The organism is Phenylobacterium sp. (assembly GCF_004799515.1).
In the GTDB taxonomy this organism is placed as follows: domain Bacteria; phylum Pseudomonadota; class Alphaproteobacteria; order Caulobacterales; family Caulobacteraceae; genus Phenylobacterium.
The window spans coordinates 95,467-112,799 of the sequence record NZ_SSMX01000007.1; the positions used below are offsets into that span (position 1 = coordinate 95,467).

The 17,333-nt window shown below is 69.9% G+C and carries 17 protein-coding genes; 9 read left to right on the forward strand and 8 right to left on the reverse strand.

Translation table 11 applies throughout. The features are described 5' to 3' along the window. Nucleotides 1–282 carry a hypothetical protein gene (locus E8A49_RS03710; RefSeq protein WP_293376501.1) on the reverse strand — a complete coding sequence of 94 codons (282 nt, stop codon included), beginning with the start codon at nt 280–282 and terminating at the stop codon, nt 1–3. A 56-nt stretch (nt 283–338) separates the two neighbouring features. Continuing rightward, nucleotides 339–1,505 carry a glutamine-hydrolyzing carbamoyl-phosphate synthase small subunit gene (carA, locus tag E8A49_RS03715; protein WP_293376503.1) on the reverse strand — a complete coding sequence of 389 codons (1,167 nt, stop codon included), beginning with the start codon at nt 1,503–1,505 and terminating at the stop codon, nt 339–341. Between the two features lie 116 nt (nt 1,506–1,621). Between carA and E8A49_RS03720 the strand changes: the two genes are divergently transcribed. Together E8A49_RS03720 and E8A49_RS03725 are read left to right on the forward strand one after the other, a co-directional pair. Next, nucleotides 1,622–2,062, forward strand: coding sequence for a DUF1330 domain-containing protein (locus E8A49_RS03720; RefSeq protein ID WP_293376505.1), 441 nt, complete (start codon nt 1,622–1,624; stop codon nt 2,060–2,062). Nucleotides 2,063–2,122: 60 nt separating this feature from the next. After that, nucleotides 2,123–2,368 (forward strand): DUF1272 domain-containing protein, encoded by a 246-nt coding sequence (locus E8A49_RS03725; protein ID WP_293376507.1) that lies wholly within the window; start codon nt 2,123–2,125, stop codon nt 2,366–2,368. Here E8A49_RS03725 and E8A49_RS03730 read toward each other — a convergent pair. Beyond that, complete coding sequence (locus tag E8A49_RS03730) at nt 2,365–3,456, reverse strand: response regulator (RefSeq protein ID WP_293376509.1); 1,092 nt, start codon at nt 3,454–3,456, stop codon at nt 2,365–2,367. The genes E8A49_RS03725 and E8A49_RS03730 overlap by 4 nt on opposite strands. 203 nt (nt 3,457–3,659) lie before the next feature. Here E8A49_RS03730 and E8A49_RS03735 point away from each other — a divergent pair, with 203 nt between their 5' ends. Next, nucleotides 3,660–4,355, forward strand: a complete 696-nt coding sequence (locus E8A49_RS03735) for an HAD family hydrolase (protein WP_293376543.1) — start codon at nt 3,660–3,662, stop codon at nt 4,353–4,355. 3 nt (nt 4,356–4,358) lie between these two features. Here the strand turns inward: E8A49_RS03735 and E8A49_RS03740 are convergent, their stop codons facing one another. Next, nucleotides 4,359–4,610, reverse strand: coding sequence for a hypothetical protein (locus tag E8A49_RS03740; RefSeq protein ID WP_293376511.1), 252 nt, complete (start codon nt 4,608–4,610; stop codon nt 4,359–4,361). A gap of 246 nt (nt 4,611–4,856) precedes the next feature. Here E8A49_RS03740 and dnaG point away from each other — a divergent pair, with 246 nt between their 5' ends. From dnaG to E8A49_RS03755, 3 genes are all read left to right on the forward strand, one after another. Continuing rightward, entirely contained in the window at nt 4,857–6,764 is a 1,908-nt protein-coding gene (gene dnaG, locus E8A49_RS03745; protein WP_293376513.1) for a DNA primase, read from the forward strand. 171 nt (nt 6,765–6,935) lie between these two features. Continuing rightward, a complete protein-coding gene (locus tag E8A49_RS03750; RefSeq protein WP_293376515.1) occupies nt 6,936–8,696 on the forward strand; it encodes a hybrid sensor histidine kinase/response regulator in 1,761 nt (586 codons plus the stop codon). A 2-nt stretch (nt 8,697–8,698) separates the two neighbouring features. After that, nucleotides 8,699–10,477, forward strand: coding sequence for a hybrid sensor histidine kinase/response regulator (locus E8A49_RS03755; RefSeq protein WP_293376517.1), 1,779 nt, complete (start codon nt 8,699–8,701; stop codon nt 10,475–10,477). Here the strand turns inward: E8A49_RS03755 and E8A49_RS03760 are convergent. Together E8A49_RS03760 and E8A49_RS03765 are read right to left on the reverse strand one after the other, a co-directional pair. After that, nucleotides 10,425–10,658 carry a LuxR C-terminal-related transcriptional regulator gene (locus E8A49_RS03760; protein WP_293376519.1) on the reverse strand — a complete coding sequence of 78 codons (234 nt, stop codon included), beginning with the start codon at nt 10,656–10,658 and terminating at the stop codon, nt 10,425–10,427. The two genes, E8A49_RS03755 and E8A49_RS03760, sit on opposite strands and share 53 nt — an antisense overlap. Continuing rightward, complete coding sequence (locus tag E8A49_RS03765) at nt 10,652–11,077, reverse strand: response regulator transcription factor (RefSeq protein WP_293376545.1); 426 nt, start codon at nt 11,075–11,077, stop codon at nt 10,652–10,654. The genes E8A49_RS03760 and E8A49_RS03765 overlap by 7 nt, the downstream gene beginning before the upstream one ends. 585 nt (nt 11,078–11,662) lie before the next feature. On the opposite strand from E8A49_RS03765, the gene rpoD reads away from it, so the two are divergent. Then, nucleotides 11,663–13,603 (forward strand): RNA polymerase sigma factor RpoD, encoded by a 1,941-nt coding sequence (gene rpoD / locus E8A49_RS03770; protein WP_293376521.1) that lies wholly within the window; start codon nt 11,663–11,665, stop codon nt 13,601–13,603. Between the two features lie 84 nt (nt 13,604–13,687). Here rpoD and E8A49_RS03775 read toward each other — a convergent pair whose 3' ends face one another. Further along, nucleotides 13,688–14,572 carry an aldo/keto reductase family oxidoreductase gene (locus E8A49_RS03775; protein WP_293376523.1) on the reverse strand — a complete coding sequence of 295 codons (885 nt, stop codon included), beginning with the start codon at nt 14,570–14,572 and terminating at the stop codon, nt 13,688–13,690. A gap of 117 nt (nt 14,573–14,689) precedes the next feature. Then, nucleotides 14,690–15,310 (reverse strand): TIGR02466 family protein, encoded by a 621-nt coding sequence (locus E8A49_RS03780; RefSeq protein WP_293376525.1) that lies wholly within the window; start codon nt 15,308–15,310, stop codon nt 14,690–14,692. A 127-nt stretch (nt 15,311–15,437) separates the two neighbouring features. On the opposite strand from E8A49_RS03780, the gene E8A49_RS03785 reads away from it, so the two are divergent. Both E8A49_RS03785 and E8A49_RS03790 read left to right on the forward strand, forming a co-directional pair. After that, a complete protein-coding gene (locus E8A49_RS03785; RefSeq protein WP_293376527.1) occupies nt 15,438–16,334 on the forward strand; it encodes a hypothetical protein in 897 nt (298 codons plus the stop codon). 89 nt (nt 16,335–16,423) lie between these two features. Then, entirely contained in the window at nt 16,424–16,882 is a 459-nt protein-coding gene (locus E8A49_RS03790; protein ID WP_293376529.1) for a DUF6152 family protein, read from the forward strand. Nucleotides 16,883–17,333 lie beyond the last annotated feature (451 nt).

A 17,333-nucleotide genomic window follows, 5' to 3' on the forward strand; every position in this document is an offset into this window, starting at 1 on the left:
CTAGCCCTGCGGGGGCGTTTCGGCCGGATGCCGGCGGTGGTGGCGTCGCGGGTGAGTGGCGCCTGACGTCGCGTTGTTGCGCGTGGGCTGCCCCGTATAGCCTTCCGGATGGACGCCATTGCGGTCGTTGACGATCACCGCCGAGCCATTGGTGGCGTTGTCGCCGACGTGGATGCCCACCTGTTCGTTGGGTGATGGCGGAGCGGACGACGGCTGCGACTGGGCGAGCGCCGGCGCCGCGATCAGGGCGAGGGCCGCCGCCGGGACAAGGAACTTCAACATGATCGAATCTCCGAACAACGTTCGGACCAAACGGTCATCTGTCCAAGGGGTTGCGCCTACTTCCGCGCGTCCATCAGGCCCGCAAAGCGCGCGAAGAGGTAGAGGCTGTCGGTGGGGCCGGGTGAGGCTTCGGGGTGGTGCTGGACGCTGAACACCGGGCGGTCCTTCAGCGCGATGCCGGCGTTGGTGCCGTCGAAGAGGGAGACGTGGGTCTCCATCACCGGCTCGGGCAGGGTGTCGCGGTCGACGGTGAAGCCGTGGTTCATGGAGACGATCTCCACCTTGCCGGTGGTCAGGTCCTTCACCGGATGGTTCGCCCCATGGTGGCCCTGCTCCATCTTCACGGTCTTGGCGCCCACGGCCAGCGACAGCATCTGGTGGCCCAGGCAGATGCCGAAGACCGGCGTGCCTGAGTCGATCAGCTTCCTGATCTCCGGCACGGCGTATTCGCCGGTGGCCGCCGGGTCGCCGGGGCCGTTGGAGAGCAGGACGCCGTCCGGCTTGCGGGCCAGGATGTCTTCGGCGCTGGTCGAGGCCGGCACCACGGTGGCGCGGGCGCCGACGCTGGTCAGGGCCCGCAGGATGTTGCGCTTCACGCCGTAGTCGACGACCACGACCTCGTACTTGGGCTGGTCGGGTTTGGCGTAGCCGTCCGGCCAGGACCAAAGGCCCTCGTCATAGACGAACGGTTGCAGGCAGGAGGCGTCCTTGGCGAGGTCCAGGCCCTCCAGGCCCGACCAGGCCTTGGCCTCGGCCACCAGGGCCTCGAGGTCGAACTGGCCGTCGGGCGAATGGGCGATCACCGCGTGCGGCATGCCCTTCTCGCGGATCGCGCGGGTCAGCGCGCGGGTGTCGACGCCGGCCAGGCCCACCACGCCGCGCCGGGCCATCCAGCCCGGCAGGTCAGAGTCGGCCCGCCAGTTGGCCGGCGCCGTCGGCAGGTCGCGGAAGATCGCGCCGCGCGCGGCGGTCTCCGCCGAGCCGGACATCTGCTCCAGGTCCTCGGCGGTAGTCCCGGTGTTGCCCACGTGCGGGAAGGTGAAGGCGACGATCTGGGCCATGTAGGAGGGGTCGGTGAGGATCTCCTGGTAGCCGGTCATGGCGGTGTTGAAGCAGACCTCGCCCACCGCGGAGCCCACCGCGCCGACGCCGATCCCCTGCAGGATGGTCCCATCGGCCAGGGCGAGCACGCCGGTGCATCCGGGCAGCAGATCGCGGCTCATGGCGGGGGTCCTTTCAGGCGGGCAAACGGGCGCGTAGGTAGTGAGTCACGCCTGCGCGGTCAATCGCGCCATATGGCACGCGAGCCGCGGCAATATAACCCCGGGGAGGACGTCAAATGACCGAGGGCTTTATCGATCCGGACCGCGCGGCGTGGGATGTCTTCAAGTCCCTGCCGCGCGACCGGCCGATCCACATGCTGAACCTGATCCGCCTGCGCGAGACCGCGGCTTATCCGGAGGGCCACCCGGACCACGGCAAGCCGATCAGCGGACGGGACGCCTATCGCGAATACGGCCGCGCCATCGCCCTGCACCTGGCCCGGCTGGGCGGCCGCCAGGTCTGGGCGGGCGACCCACAGGTGATGGTGACGGGACCTCACGACGAGGCCTGGGACCTGGCCTTCATCGTCGAATACCCCGGCTCGCAGGCCTTCATCGACATGGTCCGCGACCCGGACTATCGCGCCAATGTGGTGCCGCACCGCTCCGCCGCGGTGGCGGACTCGCGACTGCTGCGGCTCGCCCCCCTCAATCCGGACGACAAGCTCGGTCACTGAAGGCGCGAACGAGGGAAAGCTGTCCTTTCGCCCAGACCCCGCCGGGCGCAGGATCGCCCGATGCTGATCCTCAAGCCCAACTGCGAGTGCTGCGACCGCGACCTGGCGGCGGACAGCCCCGAGGCCCGCATCTGCACCTTCGAATGCACCTTCTGCGCCGCCTGCGTGGAGACCCGGCTGGCTGGCGTCTGCCCCAACTGCGGCGGCGGCTTCACGGCCCGGCCGATCCGCCCAGCGGCCCTACTCGCCAGGTTCCCCGCCTCGACGGAACGGGTCGTCGGCGCCCACGCGGCCTGCGCGGGCTAGGCGGCGACCTCCTCCAGGCCGACCGCGGCGTTGAGCGCGGCGACCAGGTCGGCGGCCTGCACCGGCTTGCCGATATGGGCGTCGGCGCCGGCCTCGGCGCTGGCCGCGCGGTCCTGCGGCGAGGTGTTGGCCGAGAGCACGATGATCGGCGTCCGCCGCCCGGCGTCCGCCTCGGCGGCGCGGATGGCGCGGATGGCGGCCAGGCCGTCCATCACCGGCATGCGCAGGTCCATCAGCACCGCGTCGAAGGCGCCGGCGCCCCAGGCCCGCACCGCCTCGTCTCCGTTCTCGACGCAGGTCGCCGCCGCACCCGCCGCCGCCAGCATCAGCTCGATCACCTTGCGGTTGGTCGGGTTGTCGTCGGCCACCAGAACCCGCATCGCGCCGGCGACTTGCGCGGCGGCGCCCTCGTCGGCGGGGCCGAGGCCGGGCTCGCCGTAGTCGAGCAGACCGTGGACCAGCCGCTCCAGCTCGGCCGCCGAGGCGCGGAGGTCGGTCAACAACGCCTGCTGATCGCCGGCGAGGTCCGTGGCCTCCAGCGCCTGGGCGAGGCCGCTGACGCCATTCAGCGGCGTGCGCAGCTCATGGCTCATGTCGGCCAGGAACTCGCTCTTGGCGCGGCTGGCCGCCTCGGCCCGCGACAGCGCCCGCTGCAGGGCGTCGGCCTGGGCCTTGAGCGCGGTGATGTCGACGCGCAGGCCGATGATACCCCCGTCGGAGGTGCGGCGGTCCTCGATCATCAGCCAGCGGCCGTCGGCCAGCTGCTGCTCGTGCCGGTCGCCGGCCCCGGCGCTCAGCATGGCCTCGCGCTCCGCGAGCCAAGCCTCCTCACGCCCGGACGCGGCCGGATAGTCGCCGCGCCGCACACCCTCGCGCAGGGTGTCGATCAGCCGCGCGCCCGGACGGAACAGGTCGGCCGAGCGGTGGTAGATCTCGGCATAGCTGCGGTTCCACAGGACGTAACGCCCCTCGGCGTCGAGGAAGACCACGCCCTCGGGGATCGCCTCGATGGCGTCGCGCAGACGATCGCGCGCCAGTTTCGCCTCGGCCGCCATGGCCTCGATCGCGCCGCGCGCCAGCCATCGCACAATCCGCCGCCAAAGGTCCGGGCCCCGTTCCGCCGCCATCGCTCCCCCGACTCAACGCGCCAGAGTCTCGGCCCCGACGCGGTCCGCGGGGGTTAAGGTCGAAAGGGACAATTGTGCGAACCGCCGCCTGCCGCCCGAATGGGCGCCGCGCCGCCGGAATAGGCAGGCTTCGACTGAACCGCTGGCGCTGGTAAATGCCGCTTATGGCTATCACCACGGTCGGCCTCGATGCCGACGACACGCTCTGGCACAACGAGACGATCTTCCGGCTGACGCAGGATCGTTTCCGGGCCCTGATGGCCGACTACGCCGAGCCCGAATTCCTCGACGCCCGCCTGGCCGAGGTGGAGCGGCGCAACCTCGCCCTCTACGGCTACGGCGTGAAGGGCTTCACCCTGTCGCTGATCGAGACTGCCATGGACATCACTGGCGGCCAGCCGCCCGGCCGGGTGATCGCCGACATCCTGGCCGCGGGGCGCGAGATGCTCTCCCATCCGGTCGAGCCCCTGCCGGGCGTCCGCCAGGCGATGGCCGAGCTCTCCCAGCACTATCGCCTCGTCCTGGTCACCAAGGGCGACCTGCTGCATCAGGAACAGAAGCTGGCCGCCAGCGGCCTGGGCGAGTTCTTCGTGGGCGTCGAGATCGTCAGCGAGAAGGACGCCTCGACCTACGACCGCGTCTTCACCCGCCACGGCACGGGCGCGGCCGAGGCGGCCATGTGCGGCAACTCCCTGCGCTCCGATGTCCTGCCGGCCCTCGAGGCGGGGGCCTTCGCCGCGCACATCCCCTATCCGCTGACCTGGGCGCACGAGCTGGCCGACCCGCCGCTCGGCCATCCGCGCTTCGCCGAGCTGGCCTCGATCGCGGAATTGCCGGGGTGGCTGAGCGGACTGGGGTGACGCCTAGCGGCGGGTTTTGGACCCGGCGAGCGCGCGCTTCAGGTGCCCGGCCCAGCGGCGGCCCGCCGCCAGCAGCGAGGTCGCCATGACCACGAAGAAGATCATCACCCAGAAGATCTCGCGGGCCGGGGCATAGGCGGCGGCCGGGGTCTCCTCCGGCGCACGGGGACCCAGAATGCGGCTCACGCCAAAGTATTCGAGGGCGCCAATGGCGGCGAGCGTCACCAGCAGAGCGCCCGCGAGACGGAGCCACATGATCAAGCGCCCATCCCCCAAATCAGCACGCGACAGAAGTGTTAAACATCGGCCTTGCGGACGCTGACGTCAATTCAACCCAGCGGAGAAACCTTCACGCCGTGCGTTCAGATGCTTGACCGTCGGCGAGAGTCGTCTCAGAACAAATAAAGAACTTACACACTTTTCCACAGACGCCTCGCCCTTATCCCGAGGAGTCGCCAGCGGGGTCTCGTGATGCGCGCGGGAGCCGCGTAGCAGCATACGATGGCCGGGCGCTTCGACGAACGTTTCCTCGACGAGATCAAATCCCGCCTGCGTCCTTCGGACGTCATCGGCAAGACGGTGAAGCTGCGCCGCCAGGGGCGCGAGTACGTGGGCCTGTCGCCCTTCACCAAGGAGAAGACGCCCAGCTTCTACGTCAACGACGACAAGGGCCAGTTCTTCGATTTCAGCTCCGGCAAGACCGGCGACATCATCTCCTTCCTGCAGGAGGCCGAGCGGCTCTCCTTCGTCGAGGCAGTGGAGCGGCTGGCGGCCGAGGCGGGCGTGCCGCTGCCGGCCGTCGATCCCCGCGCCGCCGAGCAGGAGAAGGTCCGCCAGGGCTTGGCCGAATGGCTGGAGCTGGCCGCCCAGTGGTTCGAGGCGGAGCTGCGCCGGCCCTCGGGCCGCGAGGCGCGGGCCTATCTGGAGCGCCGCGGCCTGCCGGAGAAGGACTGGGCGCGTTTTCGTCTAGGCTTTTCTCCCTCCGGTCGAACGGCGCTGAAGGACTACCTGGTCGCCAAGGGCGCGCGGCCGGGCGAGCTCGTCGAGTCCGGCCTCTTGATCGCGCCGGAGGAGGGGGGCGCGCCTTACGACCGCTTCCGCGACCGGATCATCTTCCCGATCGGCGACGCGCGCGGGCGGATCGTCTCGTTCGGCGGCCGGGCGATGGATCCGCAGGCCCGCGCCAAGTACCTGAACGGTCCGGAGACCTCGATTTTCCACAAGGGCCATCAGCTCTATGGCCTGGCCGAGGCGCGCAAGATCATCGCCGCGGCGCCGGCCGACGAGCACCCGCCGCTGGTGGTGGTCGAGGGCTACATGGACGTGATCGCCTGCCAGCGCGGCGGCATCCCGGCGGTGGCGGCCATGGGCACGGCGCTGGGCGAGGAGCAGATGGAGGTCTTGTGGCGCCACCACGCCGAGCCGACCCTGTGCTTCGACGGCGACCGGGCGGGCAAGCAGGCGGCGTTCCGCACTATGGACCGGGCGCTGCCGCTGCTGCGCGCGGGGCGCAGCTTCCAGTTCGCCATCGTCGAAGGCGGCAAGGACCCTGACGAGGTGCTGCGCGAGCAGGGGCCGGCGGCGCTGAAGGCGCAGCTCGCCCGCACCACGCCCTTCGCCGAGGCGCTGTTCATCCGCGAGCGCGACGCCGAGCCGCTGGACACGCCGGAGCGCAAGACCGCGCTGAAGACCCGGCTGCGCAAGCTCGCCGCCACCATCGCCGACGCCGACCTGTCGCAGGCCTACAAGGAGGATCTGCTGAGCCGCTTCGAGCAGCTCTGGCCGACGCGGGAGCCGGTCTACACCGTGGGCGCGGCGGCGCGGGAGATGTCGCGGGCGCGCTGGGACAAGCGCCGCGCGCAGATGGCCGGGGCGACGCCGGAGGGCAAGGACGCCAGCCGCAAGCTGCGCCAGTCGCCCCGCCCGCTGGCCGCCGCCCTGGCGCTGGCCGCCGTGCGCGATCCGGGCGTGATCGACGAGAAGATCGAGCTCGTGGGCGCCCGCGGCTTCGGCGACGACAAGCTGGATGCGCTGGCCCAGGAGCTGGTGCGCCTGCGCTACGAGGCCGACGGCATGGAATTCGACGCCGCGCTGGGCCACCTGCAGGCCCGCGGCTTCGACACCGCCCTGATCTCCGACCTGGAGCGCGACGCAGGCCGCGCCGGCGTCAGCGCGCCCTTCCTGGCGGCCACCGGCGAGCGCGCCCGCGACCTGTGGCGTCAGGCCTTCGACCTCCTGATGCGGCTGGAGAGCCTGGAGCGCGCGGTGGAGGCGGCGGCCGGCGACCTCGGCCGCGACGGCGATTCCTCGACCCTGAACAACCTGAAGACCGAGCGCGACTTCCTGCGCAAACTCCTCAACAGCGACTGGTCGCATCCCGAGGAGAGCCCGACGGTGCTGCCTCACTAGGCCGCACCGCAAAGCCCTGGTCCTAGGCCTTTCGACCGATACCGCCCCGGCCGCCGAGGGTGTTCACTTATGCTGTAAATTCAAAAGCGCCCCAGCTTGAGCATGGCGGCGACGGCGCGGGTGCGCGAAGATGGGCGGGCTGAGGTTCGGGTTTGGCCAAGGGGGCCGGCCATGACGGCGGACAGCGCCGGAGAGGTCACGCTGCGCGACGCGGTAGGCGCCGAACAGGTGCGCTTGCTCTACGCCGACGGCGGCGTGGCGCTCGTCACCACCTTCGCGGCCAGCGTCCTGCTGGCGAGCCTGCTGGTCTGGCAGCGCGCCATGGCGCCGCTGGCGGCGGGGATATGGCTGGCCTTCATGGCCCTGCACACCGTGGCGCGCCTGGTCCTGCAGCGGGCCTACCTTCGGGCGCGGCCGGGGCCGGAGGCCTGGCGTGCCTGGGCCCATCGGTTCGTGGCCGGGACCATGGCTGGCGGCCTGACCTGGGGCGCGGGGATCCCGTGGCTGCTGCCGCCAGGGCGCCTGGACCTGCAATGGCTGGTGATCGGCCTGCTGGTCAGCGGCACCTACGGGATCATCAGCTCCGCCGGCGCCTACCTGCCGGCCTTCTACACCTTCATCCTGCCGATCGTGCCGCTGCTGCTCTGGCTGCTGGCCCAGGGCGACACCCTGCACCTCGTCTGCGCGGCCATCGTCATCCTCTGGCTGCCGACCGTCGCGGTGCTGGGCCGCCGCTACAACGCGAGCCTGGTGGAGGCCCTGCAACTGCGCTTCGAGAACGCCGCCCTGGCGCGCGCCGCCGAACAGGCCAACCTCGCCAAGTCGCGCTTCCTGGCCTCGGCCAGCCACGACCTGCGCCAGCCGATCCATGCGCTGGGCATGTTCGTGGGCGCCCTGCGCGGCCACGCGCTGCCGCCCCGCTCGGCGGAACTGGTCGAGCACATGGACGGCTCCATCGCCGGCCTCGACGGCCTGTTCACCGCCCTGCTGGACGTCTCGCGGCTGGACGCGGGCGTGATCGAGAGCCGGCCCGAAGCGGTGGACCTGCAGCCCATGCTGGCGCGCATCCGCCGCGACGTCCTGAGCGAGGCCGAGGCCAAGGGCGTGCGGCTGACCTTCGTCCCCACCAAGGCCTGGGTGGTCAGCGACCCGATGCTGCTGGAGCGGGTGATGCGCAACCTGATCGGCAACACCGTGCGCTACACCGACCGCGGGCGTGTGCTGGTCGGCTGCCGCCGGCGGGACGGACGGATCGCGCTGGAGGTCTGGGACACCGGCCGCGGCATCGCCCCGGAACAGCGCGAGGCGATCTTCGAGGACTTCTACCAGGTGGCCGGCAAGACCAGCGACAGCGGCCGGATGGGCCTGGGGCTGGGCCTGGCCATCGTGCGCCGCCTGACCGGCATCCTGGACCATCCGCTCACCCTCGACAGCGAGCTGGGCCGCGGCTCGGTGTTCCAGGTGCTGGCGCCGCGTTCGCCGGCGCCGCGGCCGGTCGCCGAACTGGCCGCGGCGCCCGCGCCTGCCAACCCCGCCTCGGCGCTGATCCTGGCCGTCGATGACGAGAGCGCGGTGCGCACCGCCATGGCCGAGCTGCTGGCCAGCTGGGGCCATCGGACCGTGCCGGCCAGCAGCGGCGCGGCGGCCCTGGCCGCCCTGGCGGGCGCCGCGCCCGACCTGATCGTCTGCGACTACAGCCTGCGCGGCGGCGAGACGGGGCTGGAGACCATAGCGCGGCTGCAGGCGGCGTTCGGCGTCCGCATCCCGGCGATCCTGGTCACCGGCGAGACCGCCCCGGACAGGCTGCGCGCCGCCGAGGCGGGCGGCTATCCGCTGCTGCACAAGCCGCTGACGCCGACCCGCCTGCGCGCGGCGGTGACCGGCCAGCTTCGCCGCGCGGCCACGCCCAGCCCGACGGTGGCGGCGGAATGACCATGACGCCAGCCCCAACGCCGGCGTCCATGCCGCTGGCCGACGCCGTGCGCGCCCAGCAGGTCAGGCTGCTCTATGCGAACGGCTTCCAGCTACTGGCGACCCTCTTTGCGGCCGCCGTGCTGTCGGGCCTGTTCATCTATCTTGGGGTTCTAAAGCCCTGGGTGGCGGGCGTCTGGCTGGCGGTCATGGCCAGCCACATCACCGTGCGCCTGGGCATCCGCGCGGCCTATCAGCGCTCGGCGACGCAGGAGACCCGCTGGCGGGCCTGGGCGCGGCGCTTCACCATCGGCGCGGCGGTCGCCGGCGGCACCTGGGGCCTTGGCGCGGTGGCCATCATGCCGCCCGGCCGTTTCGACCTGCAGATGATCGTGATCCTGACGATCAGCTCCATCGTCTACGCCACCCTGGCGGCGTTCGGGTCCTGGTTCCCGGCCTTCATGGTCTTCACGGTCTGCGCGCTGCTGCCCCCCGCGGTCTGGAGCCTGCTGCAGGGCGACGCGGCGCACCTGGCGTTCGCGCTGCTGTGCGTGATCTGGGCGCCGGCCATCGTGGTGCTGGCCCGGCGCCACGAGGCCAGCCTGTCGCGCGCCTTCACCCTGCAGTTCGAGAACGCCGCCCTGGCCGAGGACCTGCGCGGCCAGAAGCAGGTGGCCGAGCTGGCGAGCGTGGCCAAGTCGCGCTTCCTGGCCTCCGCCAGCCACGACCTGCGCCAGCCGGTGCATGCGCTGGGCATGCTGGTCGGCGCGCTGCGCAGCCATCAGCTGCCGCAGCGTTCGGTGGCGCTCATCGACCACCTCGACAGCTCCATCGGCGCCCTGGACAGCCTGTTCACCTCCTTGCTCGACATCTCGCGGCTGGACGCCGGCGTGGTGGAGGGCCGCATGGCCGCCGTGCCCCTGGCTCCGCTGATCGGCCGCATCCTGCGCGACCTGAGCGACGCGGCGGCGGCCAAGGGCCTGACCCTGACCGCCGCGCCCACCTCGGCGGCGGTGGTCAGCGACCCGATCCTGCTGGAACGCATCCTGCGCAACCTCATCGGCAATGCGGTGCTCTACACCGAAGAGGGCCGCATCCTGGTGGGCGTTCGCCGCCGCGCCGGGCGCTTGGCCATCGAGGTCTGGGACAGCGGCCCGGGCATCGCCCCCGACCAGCAGGAGGCGGTCTTCGAGGAGTTCTACCAACTCGAAAATCCCGACCGCGACCGGGCGAAGGGCCTGGGCCTGGGCCTGGCGATCGTGCGGCGCCTGACCGCCATCCTCGGCCACCGGCTCAGCCTGGAGAGCCGGCCCGGGCGCGGCTCGGTGTTCCGCATCGAGGCCGAGCGCGCCGCGTGGCGCGCCGCGATCGGCGGGCCGGCTGAACCGGCGCCGGCGGCGGTCGGGGCCGGCGTCATCCTGGCGATCGACGACGAATCCCAGATCCGCGTCGCCATGGCCGAGCTGTTGCGCAGTTGGGGCCACGAGGTGATCGTGGCCGCCGGCGGCGAGGAGGCGCTGGCCGCCCTGGCCGGCCGCGCGGCGCCGGACCTGATCCTCTGCGACTACCGCCTGCGGGGCGGGGAGAGCGGCGTCAAGGTGATCCGCCGCCTGCAGCGGGCTCTGGGGACGCAGGTCCCGGCGATCCTGATGACCGGCGACACCGCCGCCGACCGCATCCGCGAGGCGCAGGCCTCGGGCTTTCCGCTGCTGCACAAGCCCGTGCCGCACGCGCGCCTGCGGGCGGCGGTCACCAGTCAGCTTCGGCGGCGCCGGGATGCTCCGGCCCCGGCGGCAGGGTGATCCCCGCCGCATGGGCGGCGCGGGCGGCCTGGGTGCGGTTGCCGACGCCGAGCGCGCGGAAGATCGCGCCCACATGGGTCTTCACGGTCTTCTCCGAGAGCCCGAAGCGGCTGCCGATCTCCTTGTTGGAATAGCCGGCGGTCATCGCGGCCAGCACCTCGGTCTGGCGCGCCGTCAGCATGCCACCCGCATCGGGCCCGGCGCCTCCTCGGCGTCGAGCATCAGCGGCGGGACATAGATCGCCCCCGACAGCACCAGGCGCACAGCCGAGAGCAGGGTCTCAGGGCTGGCCGACTTCGGCACATAGCCGAGCGCGCCCATCTCCAGCGCCCGGCGCACGTCCGCCGGGTCCTCGGAGGCCGAGACGATGATGATCGGTACGGTGGGCGCGGCGTTGGCGAAGGCGGTGATCGCGCCCAGACCCTCGCTGTCGGGCAGCTTCAGGTCCAGGAGCACCGCGTCGAGGTCGGGATGGGCCAGGAGGTGCGCCAGCCCCGCGGCCTGATCGCCGGCGTGCAGCACCTCGCGCGCGGCGCCGCTATCCATCAGCAAGGCCGCGAGCCCTTGGCGGAGCACCGCGTGATCGTCGACCACCAGCATCTTCACCGCGAATCGCTCCGTCCAAGGCCGCCGGGACCGTTGCGAACGGCGAGTCCGCGCCGGAATGCCGTGCGACAAATTATCCTTTAAGGCTCAGATATTTAACGCGCCCTATACGACGGGCCGGTCGCCATCGCCCCTGACGCCGCCGCAGCTACCTTGACACAGACCGCCTTCGACGCCATCTGGCCCCCTGCGGATTTAGCGCGCTGTTGACAGGCATCGATTGGGCCGTCGCGATCTTTCGGACGCGCCCCTCGTCAGAGATTTCAGATGCCTCCCTCGATGTGCGGTGATCCCAGTGGTCGCGCCTGTTCGCCGGTTTTTTATCGGCGGCCCTGGACGACGCCACGCTGGCCGTGAGGGGAAACCTTCGCGGGCGGATATGCGTGGCGGGATGCGTAGAGCATCTGAAACGTTCAGGGCTTGGAAACACGACGCGGCGCACTGCGAGGCACGATCAGATTGGGAACGATTGGGGCGGGCGACGGGTCGTATAGACCGCGGCGGCCGCGTCGTCAGACCGCCGTAAACCATTTTCGGCCCGAGCCTTGCATGGCTCGCCAGCCGATTTCGGAGACTTAGATGAGCACCACCACCGCCGAAGCCGAAACGCCAGAACCGACCAGCAGCGACGGTCCGCTGCTCGACCTGACGGACGCCGCGGTCAAGAAGTTCATCAAACAGGCCAAGGCCCGCGGCTATGTCACGGTCGATGAGCTGAACAAGGTCCTGCCGTCCGAGGAGGTCACCTCCGAGGCGATCGAGGACACCATGGCCATGCTCAACGAGATGGGCGTTAACGTCGTGGAGTCCGAGGAGGACGCCGAGGGCGGCGGCGAGGTCGCGGTCCGCGAGGAGACCGCCGTCGTCGAGACCGCCAAGGAGGCGGCCTACGACCGCACCGACGACCCGGTGCGCATGTACCTGCGCGAGATGGGCTCGGTGGAGCTGCTCTCCCGCGAGGGCGAAATCGCCATCGCCAAACGCATCGAGGCCGGCCGCGACACCATGATCCGCGGCCTGTGCGAAAGCGCGCTGACCTTCGAAGCCATCATGGTGTGGCGCGAGGAGCTCGGCTCGGGCCGCATCCTGCTGCGCGAGGTCATCGACCTCGAACAGACCTACGGCGGCCAGAACGCCGGCGCCGAGGCCCTGCCGGTGGAAGCCGTCGCCGAGGCCGAAGAGGAGAAGGAAGAAGCCGAGGCCGTCGAGGGCCAGCCGGAAGGCGAGAGCGACGACGACTTCGACGACGGCGCGGGCCCGACCATCAGCGCGATGGAGGCCGAGCTGCGCGAAGGTGTCATGGCGACCCTGGACGCCATCGCCGCCGAGTTCGAGAGCTTCCGCCTGCTGCAGGAGAAGCTGGTCGCCCAGCGCCTGAAGGGCGAGGACCTGTCCGACAAGGACCGCGCCGCCTATGGGGCCGCCACCGGCGCCATCGTCCTGCACCTGAAGACCCTGAAGCTGAACAACAACCGCATCGAGGCCCTGGTCGAGCAGCTCTACGCGATCAACAAGCGCCTGATGGGTCTGGAAGGCCGCCTGTTGCGCCTGGCGGACAGCTACGGCATCAGCCGCGGCGAGTTCCTGAAGGCCTACTTCGGCTCCGAAATGCGCCCGGACTGGACCGACCAGGTCAAGGCGCTGGGCGTGCGCTGGACCAAGTTCGCCGAGAACGACAACGGCCAGATCGGCGACATCCGCACCGAGATCGCGGCGCTGGCGCAAGAGACCGGCGTGCCGATCGACGACTACCGCCGCATCGTCCAGACCGTGCAGAAGGGCGAACGCGAGGCCCGCCAGGCCAAGAAGGAGATGGTCGAGGCCAACCTGCGCCTGGTGATCTCCATCGCCAAGAAATACACCAACCGCGGCCTGCAGTTCTTGGACCTGATCCAGGAAGGCAACATCGGCCTGATGAAGGCGGTCGATAAGTTCGAGTACCGCCGCGGCTACAAGTTCTCGACCTACGCCACCTGGTGGATCCGTCAGGCGATCACCCGCTCGATCGCCGACCAGGCGCGCACGATCCGCATCCCGGTGCACATGATCGAGACGATCAACAAGATCGTCCGCACGTCCCGCCAGATGCTGCATGAGATCGGCCGCGAGCCGACGCCGGAGGAACTGGCCGAGAAGCTGGCCATGCCGCTGGAGAAGGTCCGTAAGGTCCTGAAGATCGCCAAGGAGCCGATCAGCCTCGAAACGCCCATCGGCGACGAGGAAGACAGCCACCTGGGCGACTTCATCGAGGACAAGAACGCGGTTCTGCCGATCGACGCGGCGATCCAGTCGAACCTGCGCGAGACCACTACCCGCGTGCTGGCCTCGCTGACGCCGCGTGAGGAGCGGGTGCTGCGCATGCGCTTCGGCATCGGCATGAACACCGACCACACCCTCGAAGAGGTCGGCCAGCAATTCAGCGTCACCCGCGAACGCATCCGCCAGATCGAGGCCAAGGCGCTGCGCAAGCTGAAACACCCGAGCCGCTCGCGGAAGCTGCGGAGCTTCCTCGACAGCTAGGAGGTCCGGGAAGCCGTGAGGCTTGCTCGGCGGCGAAGAAAACAGCCCGGGAAGCCCTCAAGGCGTCCCGGGCTTTTTCGCGCCCTAGGCGTGGGCGGGCGTCTTGGCGGCGATGGCGTCCAGGCGGCGGATCACGTCGGGCGACAGGCTGAGCTCCGCCGCCGCGAGGTTCTCGCGTAGGTGCGCCAGCGACGAGGTGCCCGGGATCAGCAGGATGTTGGGCGCGCGCTGCAGCAGCCAGGCCAGCGCCACCTGCATCGAGGTCGCGCCCAGCTCCGTCGCGATCGCCGACAGGGCCTCCACCTGCAGCGGCATGAACCCGCCCAGGGGGAAGAACGGCACATAGGCGACGCCCAGGCCCGCCAACTCGTCGACCAGGGCGTCGTCTTCGCGCTGGACGAGGTTGTACTGGTTCTGGACGCAGACGATGGGCGCGATGGCCCGGGCCTCGGCCACTTGGGCCGAGGTGACGTTGCTGAGGCCCAGGTGGCGGATCTTGCCCTTCTTCTGCTGTTCGGCCAGCACGCTGAACTTCTCCGCGATCGAACCTTCGCTGGGGGCGTGGATGGCCCCCATGATCCGCAGGTTGACCACGTCCAGGGCCTCGACTCCCAGGTTGCGCAGGTTGTCCTCGATCCCCTGGATCAGTTCGGCGGGCTCGCTCCAGGGCAGCCAGGAGGCGTCGTCGCCGCGCCGAGCGCCGAGCTTGGTGACGAGGGTCAGGTTGTCAGGATAGGGCGACAGCGCCTCGCGGATGATCTGGTTGGTGACGTGCGGGCCGTAGAAGTCACTGGTGTCGATGTGGTCGACGCCGCTGGCGATCGCCTCGCGCAGGACGGCGAGCGCCTGGTCACGGTCCTTCGGCGGGCCGAAGACGCCGGGGCCGGCGAGCTGCATGGCGCCATAGCCCATGCGGTGGACGGCGCGGTCGCCGAGGGGAAAAACGCCGGCGCGGCTGATATCGGTCATGGGAAGGTCTCCGAAGGTGGGGCAGGCCGCCTTATGGACCTCATCCTGTCGTGCGATAATCCTAGATAATCAACACGGGTTGTGCGGAATTCCGCACAATGGCCAAGCCCGACAGCCTTAGCGCCAGCCGTAGTTGAAGCTGATGGAGATGCGGTCGGCCTTGGCGGCGTTGGCCGGCACCTCATGGCGCAGCCAGCTTTCCCACATCAGCACCGCGCCGGCCTCGGGCTGCAGATAGACGAAGGGCCGGGCGTCTTCCGGCGCGTCGCCACGGCGCGGCGGGGCGGCCATCATCAGCGGCAGGCGAGGGTCCTCCAGCTTCAGCGCGCTGGCGCCCTTGGGCGTGGCCACATAGGCTGTGCCGGAGATAACGCTGTGCGGATGGATGTGGCCCGAGTGGGCCGCGCCCGGCTTCAGGACGTTGACCCACAGGCTGTCCAGCTTCAGCCGCCCGCCCTGCAGGTCGAAGGCCAGGTCCTGGGCGAAGGCCTTGGCGTGGCGGTCGAGGAGGGTCTTCAGCTCGCCGAACGCGCTCACCCGGGTCGGCAGGTCGTCCAGCGAGGCGTAGGAGGTGTAGCCGCCGTAGCCATGCGCCTTGCTCCACGCCCGCCCGGCGGAGTCCTCGGCGGCCAGCATCCGGCAGGCGGCTTCCAATTCCGACCTGAAATTTTCGAAACTCGGGTGTGTGGTAAGCGACGCCTGATAAACTGGAGTCGCGAACAGGTGACGCAGGGGCATGCGATGGCGCTAGTCGCCTGACGCGGAATTGTCAAAGCCAGGACGGCTGGCGCTTCGTCCAAACGTCCGTTAGAAATTTGAGAAACAGGGCTTCGCCATTTTAAGGCGGAGATTTGGGGAGCGAACTATGATCAGGACTTTGATGGCGCTGGCGCTGGCTGGCGCGGTCGTCGGTGGGCAGGCCCAGGCGCAGACCGCGCCGCCGAAGGCCAAACCCGCAGCGGCGAAGCCGGCGGCCAAGGGACCGGCCGGAGCCTACCGCGCCCCGCGCGGACCGGACGGCAAGCATCCGGACCTCAACGGGGTCTGGCAGGTGATGAACACCGCCAACTGGAATATCGAACCGCATCCGGCGAGCGCGGCGCTGCAGATGCGTCCGGGCCCGGTGGTGCCGGTGCCGGCCAAGGAAGTCCTGGCGCTGGGCGCCGTGGGCTCGGTGCCCGCGGGCCTTGGCGTCGTCGAAGGCGGCGCGATCCCCTACAAGCCCGAAGCGCTGAAGCAGCGCGACGCCAACAAGGCGGACTGGATCCACAAGGATCCGGAGATCAAGTGCTACCTGCCCGGCGTGCCGCGCGCCAACTACATGTCCCTGCCGTTCCAGATCTTCCAGTCGGAGAGCGCGACGCTCATCGCCTATGAATACGCGGGCGCGGTGCGCAACCTGCTGTTCAAGGACCCCGGCCCGGCTCCGGTCGACAGCTGGATGGGCCAATCCGTCGCCCACTGGGAAGGCGACACCATGGTTGTGGTCGTGACCGGCATGCTCGACTCGAGCTGGCTGGACCGCGCCGGCAACTTCCACTCGAGCGACATGCAGGTTGTGGAGCGCTGGACGCCCACCGGTCCCGGCGTGATGCGCTACGAGGCCGAGATCACCGACCCGGCGACGTTCACCCGTCCCTGGAAGATGAGCATGAACCTCTACAAGCACGTTGGCGAAGACGCGCGCCTCGAACAGTTCAAGTGCGTCGAATTCGTCGAAGAATTGATGTACGGTCATCTGCGGAAGAACCCGCTGCCGTAGTCACCAATCCGCCCCGTCGTCCTGGACGCCGCAAAGGGGCCCAGGAAGCCGGATAAAAGAGTCAGCATCCTCCGCTGGAGACGCTCAAGATGAACTACCGTCGTTTTATTGCTCCCGCCGTGATTTCCGTGGGCCTCCTGGCCGCCGCCTCGATCGGCGTCACCCAGGCTGTCGCCCACCACGCGTTCGCCGCCGAATTTGACGGCAAGGCCCCCGTGCTGCTGCGCGGCAAGGTGATCAAGGTTGAATGGATCAACCCGCACGCCTGGGTGCACGTGGACAACACCAACCCGGACTTCAAGCTGGGTGAGTGGATGGTCGAGGGCGGCACGCCCAACACCTTGCTGCGCGCCGGCATCGACCGGAACTCGCTGAAGTACGGCACCGAGATCGTGGTCCGCGGCTATCAGTCCAAGGACAAGGCCTGCGAGCCGATCTGCAAGGCCAACGGCCGTGACGTGACCTTCCCGGACGGCCGCAAGCTGTTCATGGGCTCGTCCGGCACGGGCGCGCCGAAGGATGGCGCCGACAAGAGCGAAATGCCGTAGTCGGCTGACGCTGGAATTCGAAAGGGGGGCGGTTTCGCCCCCCTTTTTTCTGTCGTGAGCTTCCGCCGCGGGCCGGTCCCGCCGGTGGGTTACCGCAGGTTACAGGGCGGGCTTTGCGCACCGCCTCGCGGCGCAGGCCGCCGGCGAGACCTTGGCCCGGGATGGCGGTTTCGCTTGGAAAAGGCTTAGAATTCTGGCCTGTAACGGATGCGTAACGGTGCGGGAACCGTACGCTGCTTGATTGTCGCCGAACGGCGATGTGTCTGCGGCGAGGCTGGGGCGCTCGCCCCGCGCGAATCGGGAGCCCGAGATTTGGGAAACAGGATGAACGGACATCAGGAGCCGCGCCGATGATCGGCGCATTCTTGAACTGGCTGGAGCACTCGCTCGGCAAGGGGCCGTCGCCGGACGCGCAGTCGTGGAGCGAGGCCCTGCTGGGGTCGCTGAACTT

Excerpts from the sequence above, each read along its gene's own strand:
- E8A49_RS03720 (WP_293376505.1), top strand. The coding sequence starts at position 1,622 with ATGACCGAGGGCTTTATCGATCCGGACCGCGCGGCGTGGGATGTCTTC.
- E8A49_RS03785 (WP_293376527.1), top strand. The coding sequence starts at position 15,438 with ATGATCAGGACTTTGATGGCGCTGGCGCTGGCTGGCGCGGTCGTCGGT.
- E8A49_RS03750 (WP_293376515.1), top strand. The coding sequence starts at position 6,936 with ATGACGGCGGACAGCGCCGGAGAGGTCACGCTGCGCGACGCGGTAGGC.
- E8A49_RS03780 (WP_293376525.1), bottom strand. The coding sequence starts at position 15,310 with ATGCCCCTGCGTCACCTGTTCGCGACTCCAGTTTATCAGGCGTCGCTT.
- dnaG (WP_293376513.1), top strand. The coding sequence starts at position 4,857 with ATGGCCGGGCGCTTCGACGAACGTTTCCTCGACGAGATCAAATCCCGC.
- E8A49_RS03755 (WP_293376517.1), top strand. The coding sequence starts at position 8,699 with ATGACGCCAGCCCCAACGCCGGCGTCCATGCCGCTGGCCGACGCCGTG.
- E8A49_RS03775 (WP_293376523.1), bottom strand. The coding sequence starts at position 14,572 with ATGACCGATATCAGCCGCGCCGGCGTTTTTCCCCTCGGCGACCGCGCC.
- E8A49_RS03735 (WP_293376543.1), top strand. The coding sequence starts at position 3,660 with ATGGCTATCACCACGGTCGGCCTCGATGCCGACGACACGCTCTGGCAC.
- rpoD (WP_293376521.1), top strand. The coding sequence starts at position 11,663 with ATGAGCACCACCACCGCCGAAGCCGAAACGCCAGAACCGACCAGCAGC.
- carA (WP_293376503.1), bottom strand. The coding sequence starts at position 1,505 with ATGAGCCGCGATCTGCTGCCCGGATGCACCGGCGTGCTCGCCCTGGCC.
- E8A49_RS03765 (WP_293376545.1), bottom strand. The coding sequence starts at position 11,077 with ATGCTGGTGGTCGACGATCACGCGGTGCTCCGCCAAGGGCTCGCGGCC.
- E8A49_RS03710 (WP_293376501.1), bottom strand. The coding sequence starts at position 282 with ATGTTGAAGTTCCTTGTCCCGGCGGCGGCCCTCGCCCTGATCGCGGCG.
- E8A49_RS03725 (WP_293376507.1), top strand. The coding sequence starts at position 2,123 with ATGCTGATCCTCAAGCCCAACTGCGAGTGCTGCGACCGCGACCTGGCG.
- E8A49_RS03740 (WP_293376511.1), bottom strand. The coding sequence starts at position 4,610 with ATGTGGCTCCGTCTCGCGGGCGCTCTGCTGGTGACGCTCGCCGCCATT.
- E8A49_RS03790 (WP_293376529.1), top strand. The coding sequence starts at position 16,424 with ATGAACTACCGTCGTTTTATTGCTCCCGCCGTGATTTCCGTGGGCCTC.
- E8A49_RS03760 (WP_293376519.1), bottom strand. The coding sequence starts at position 10,658 with ATGCTGACGGCGCGCCAGACCGAGGTGCTGGCCGCGATGACCGCCGGC.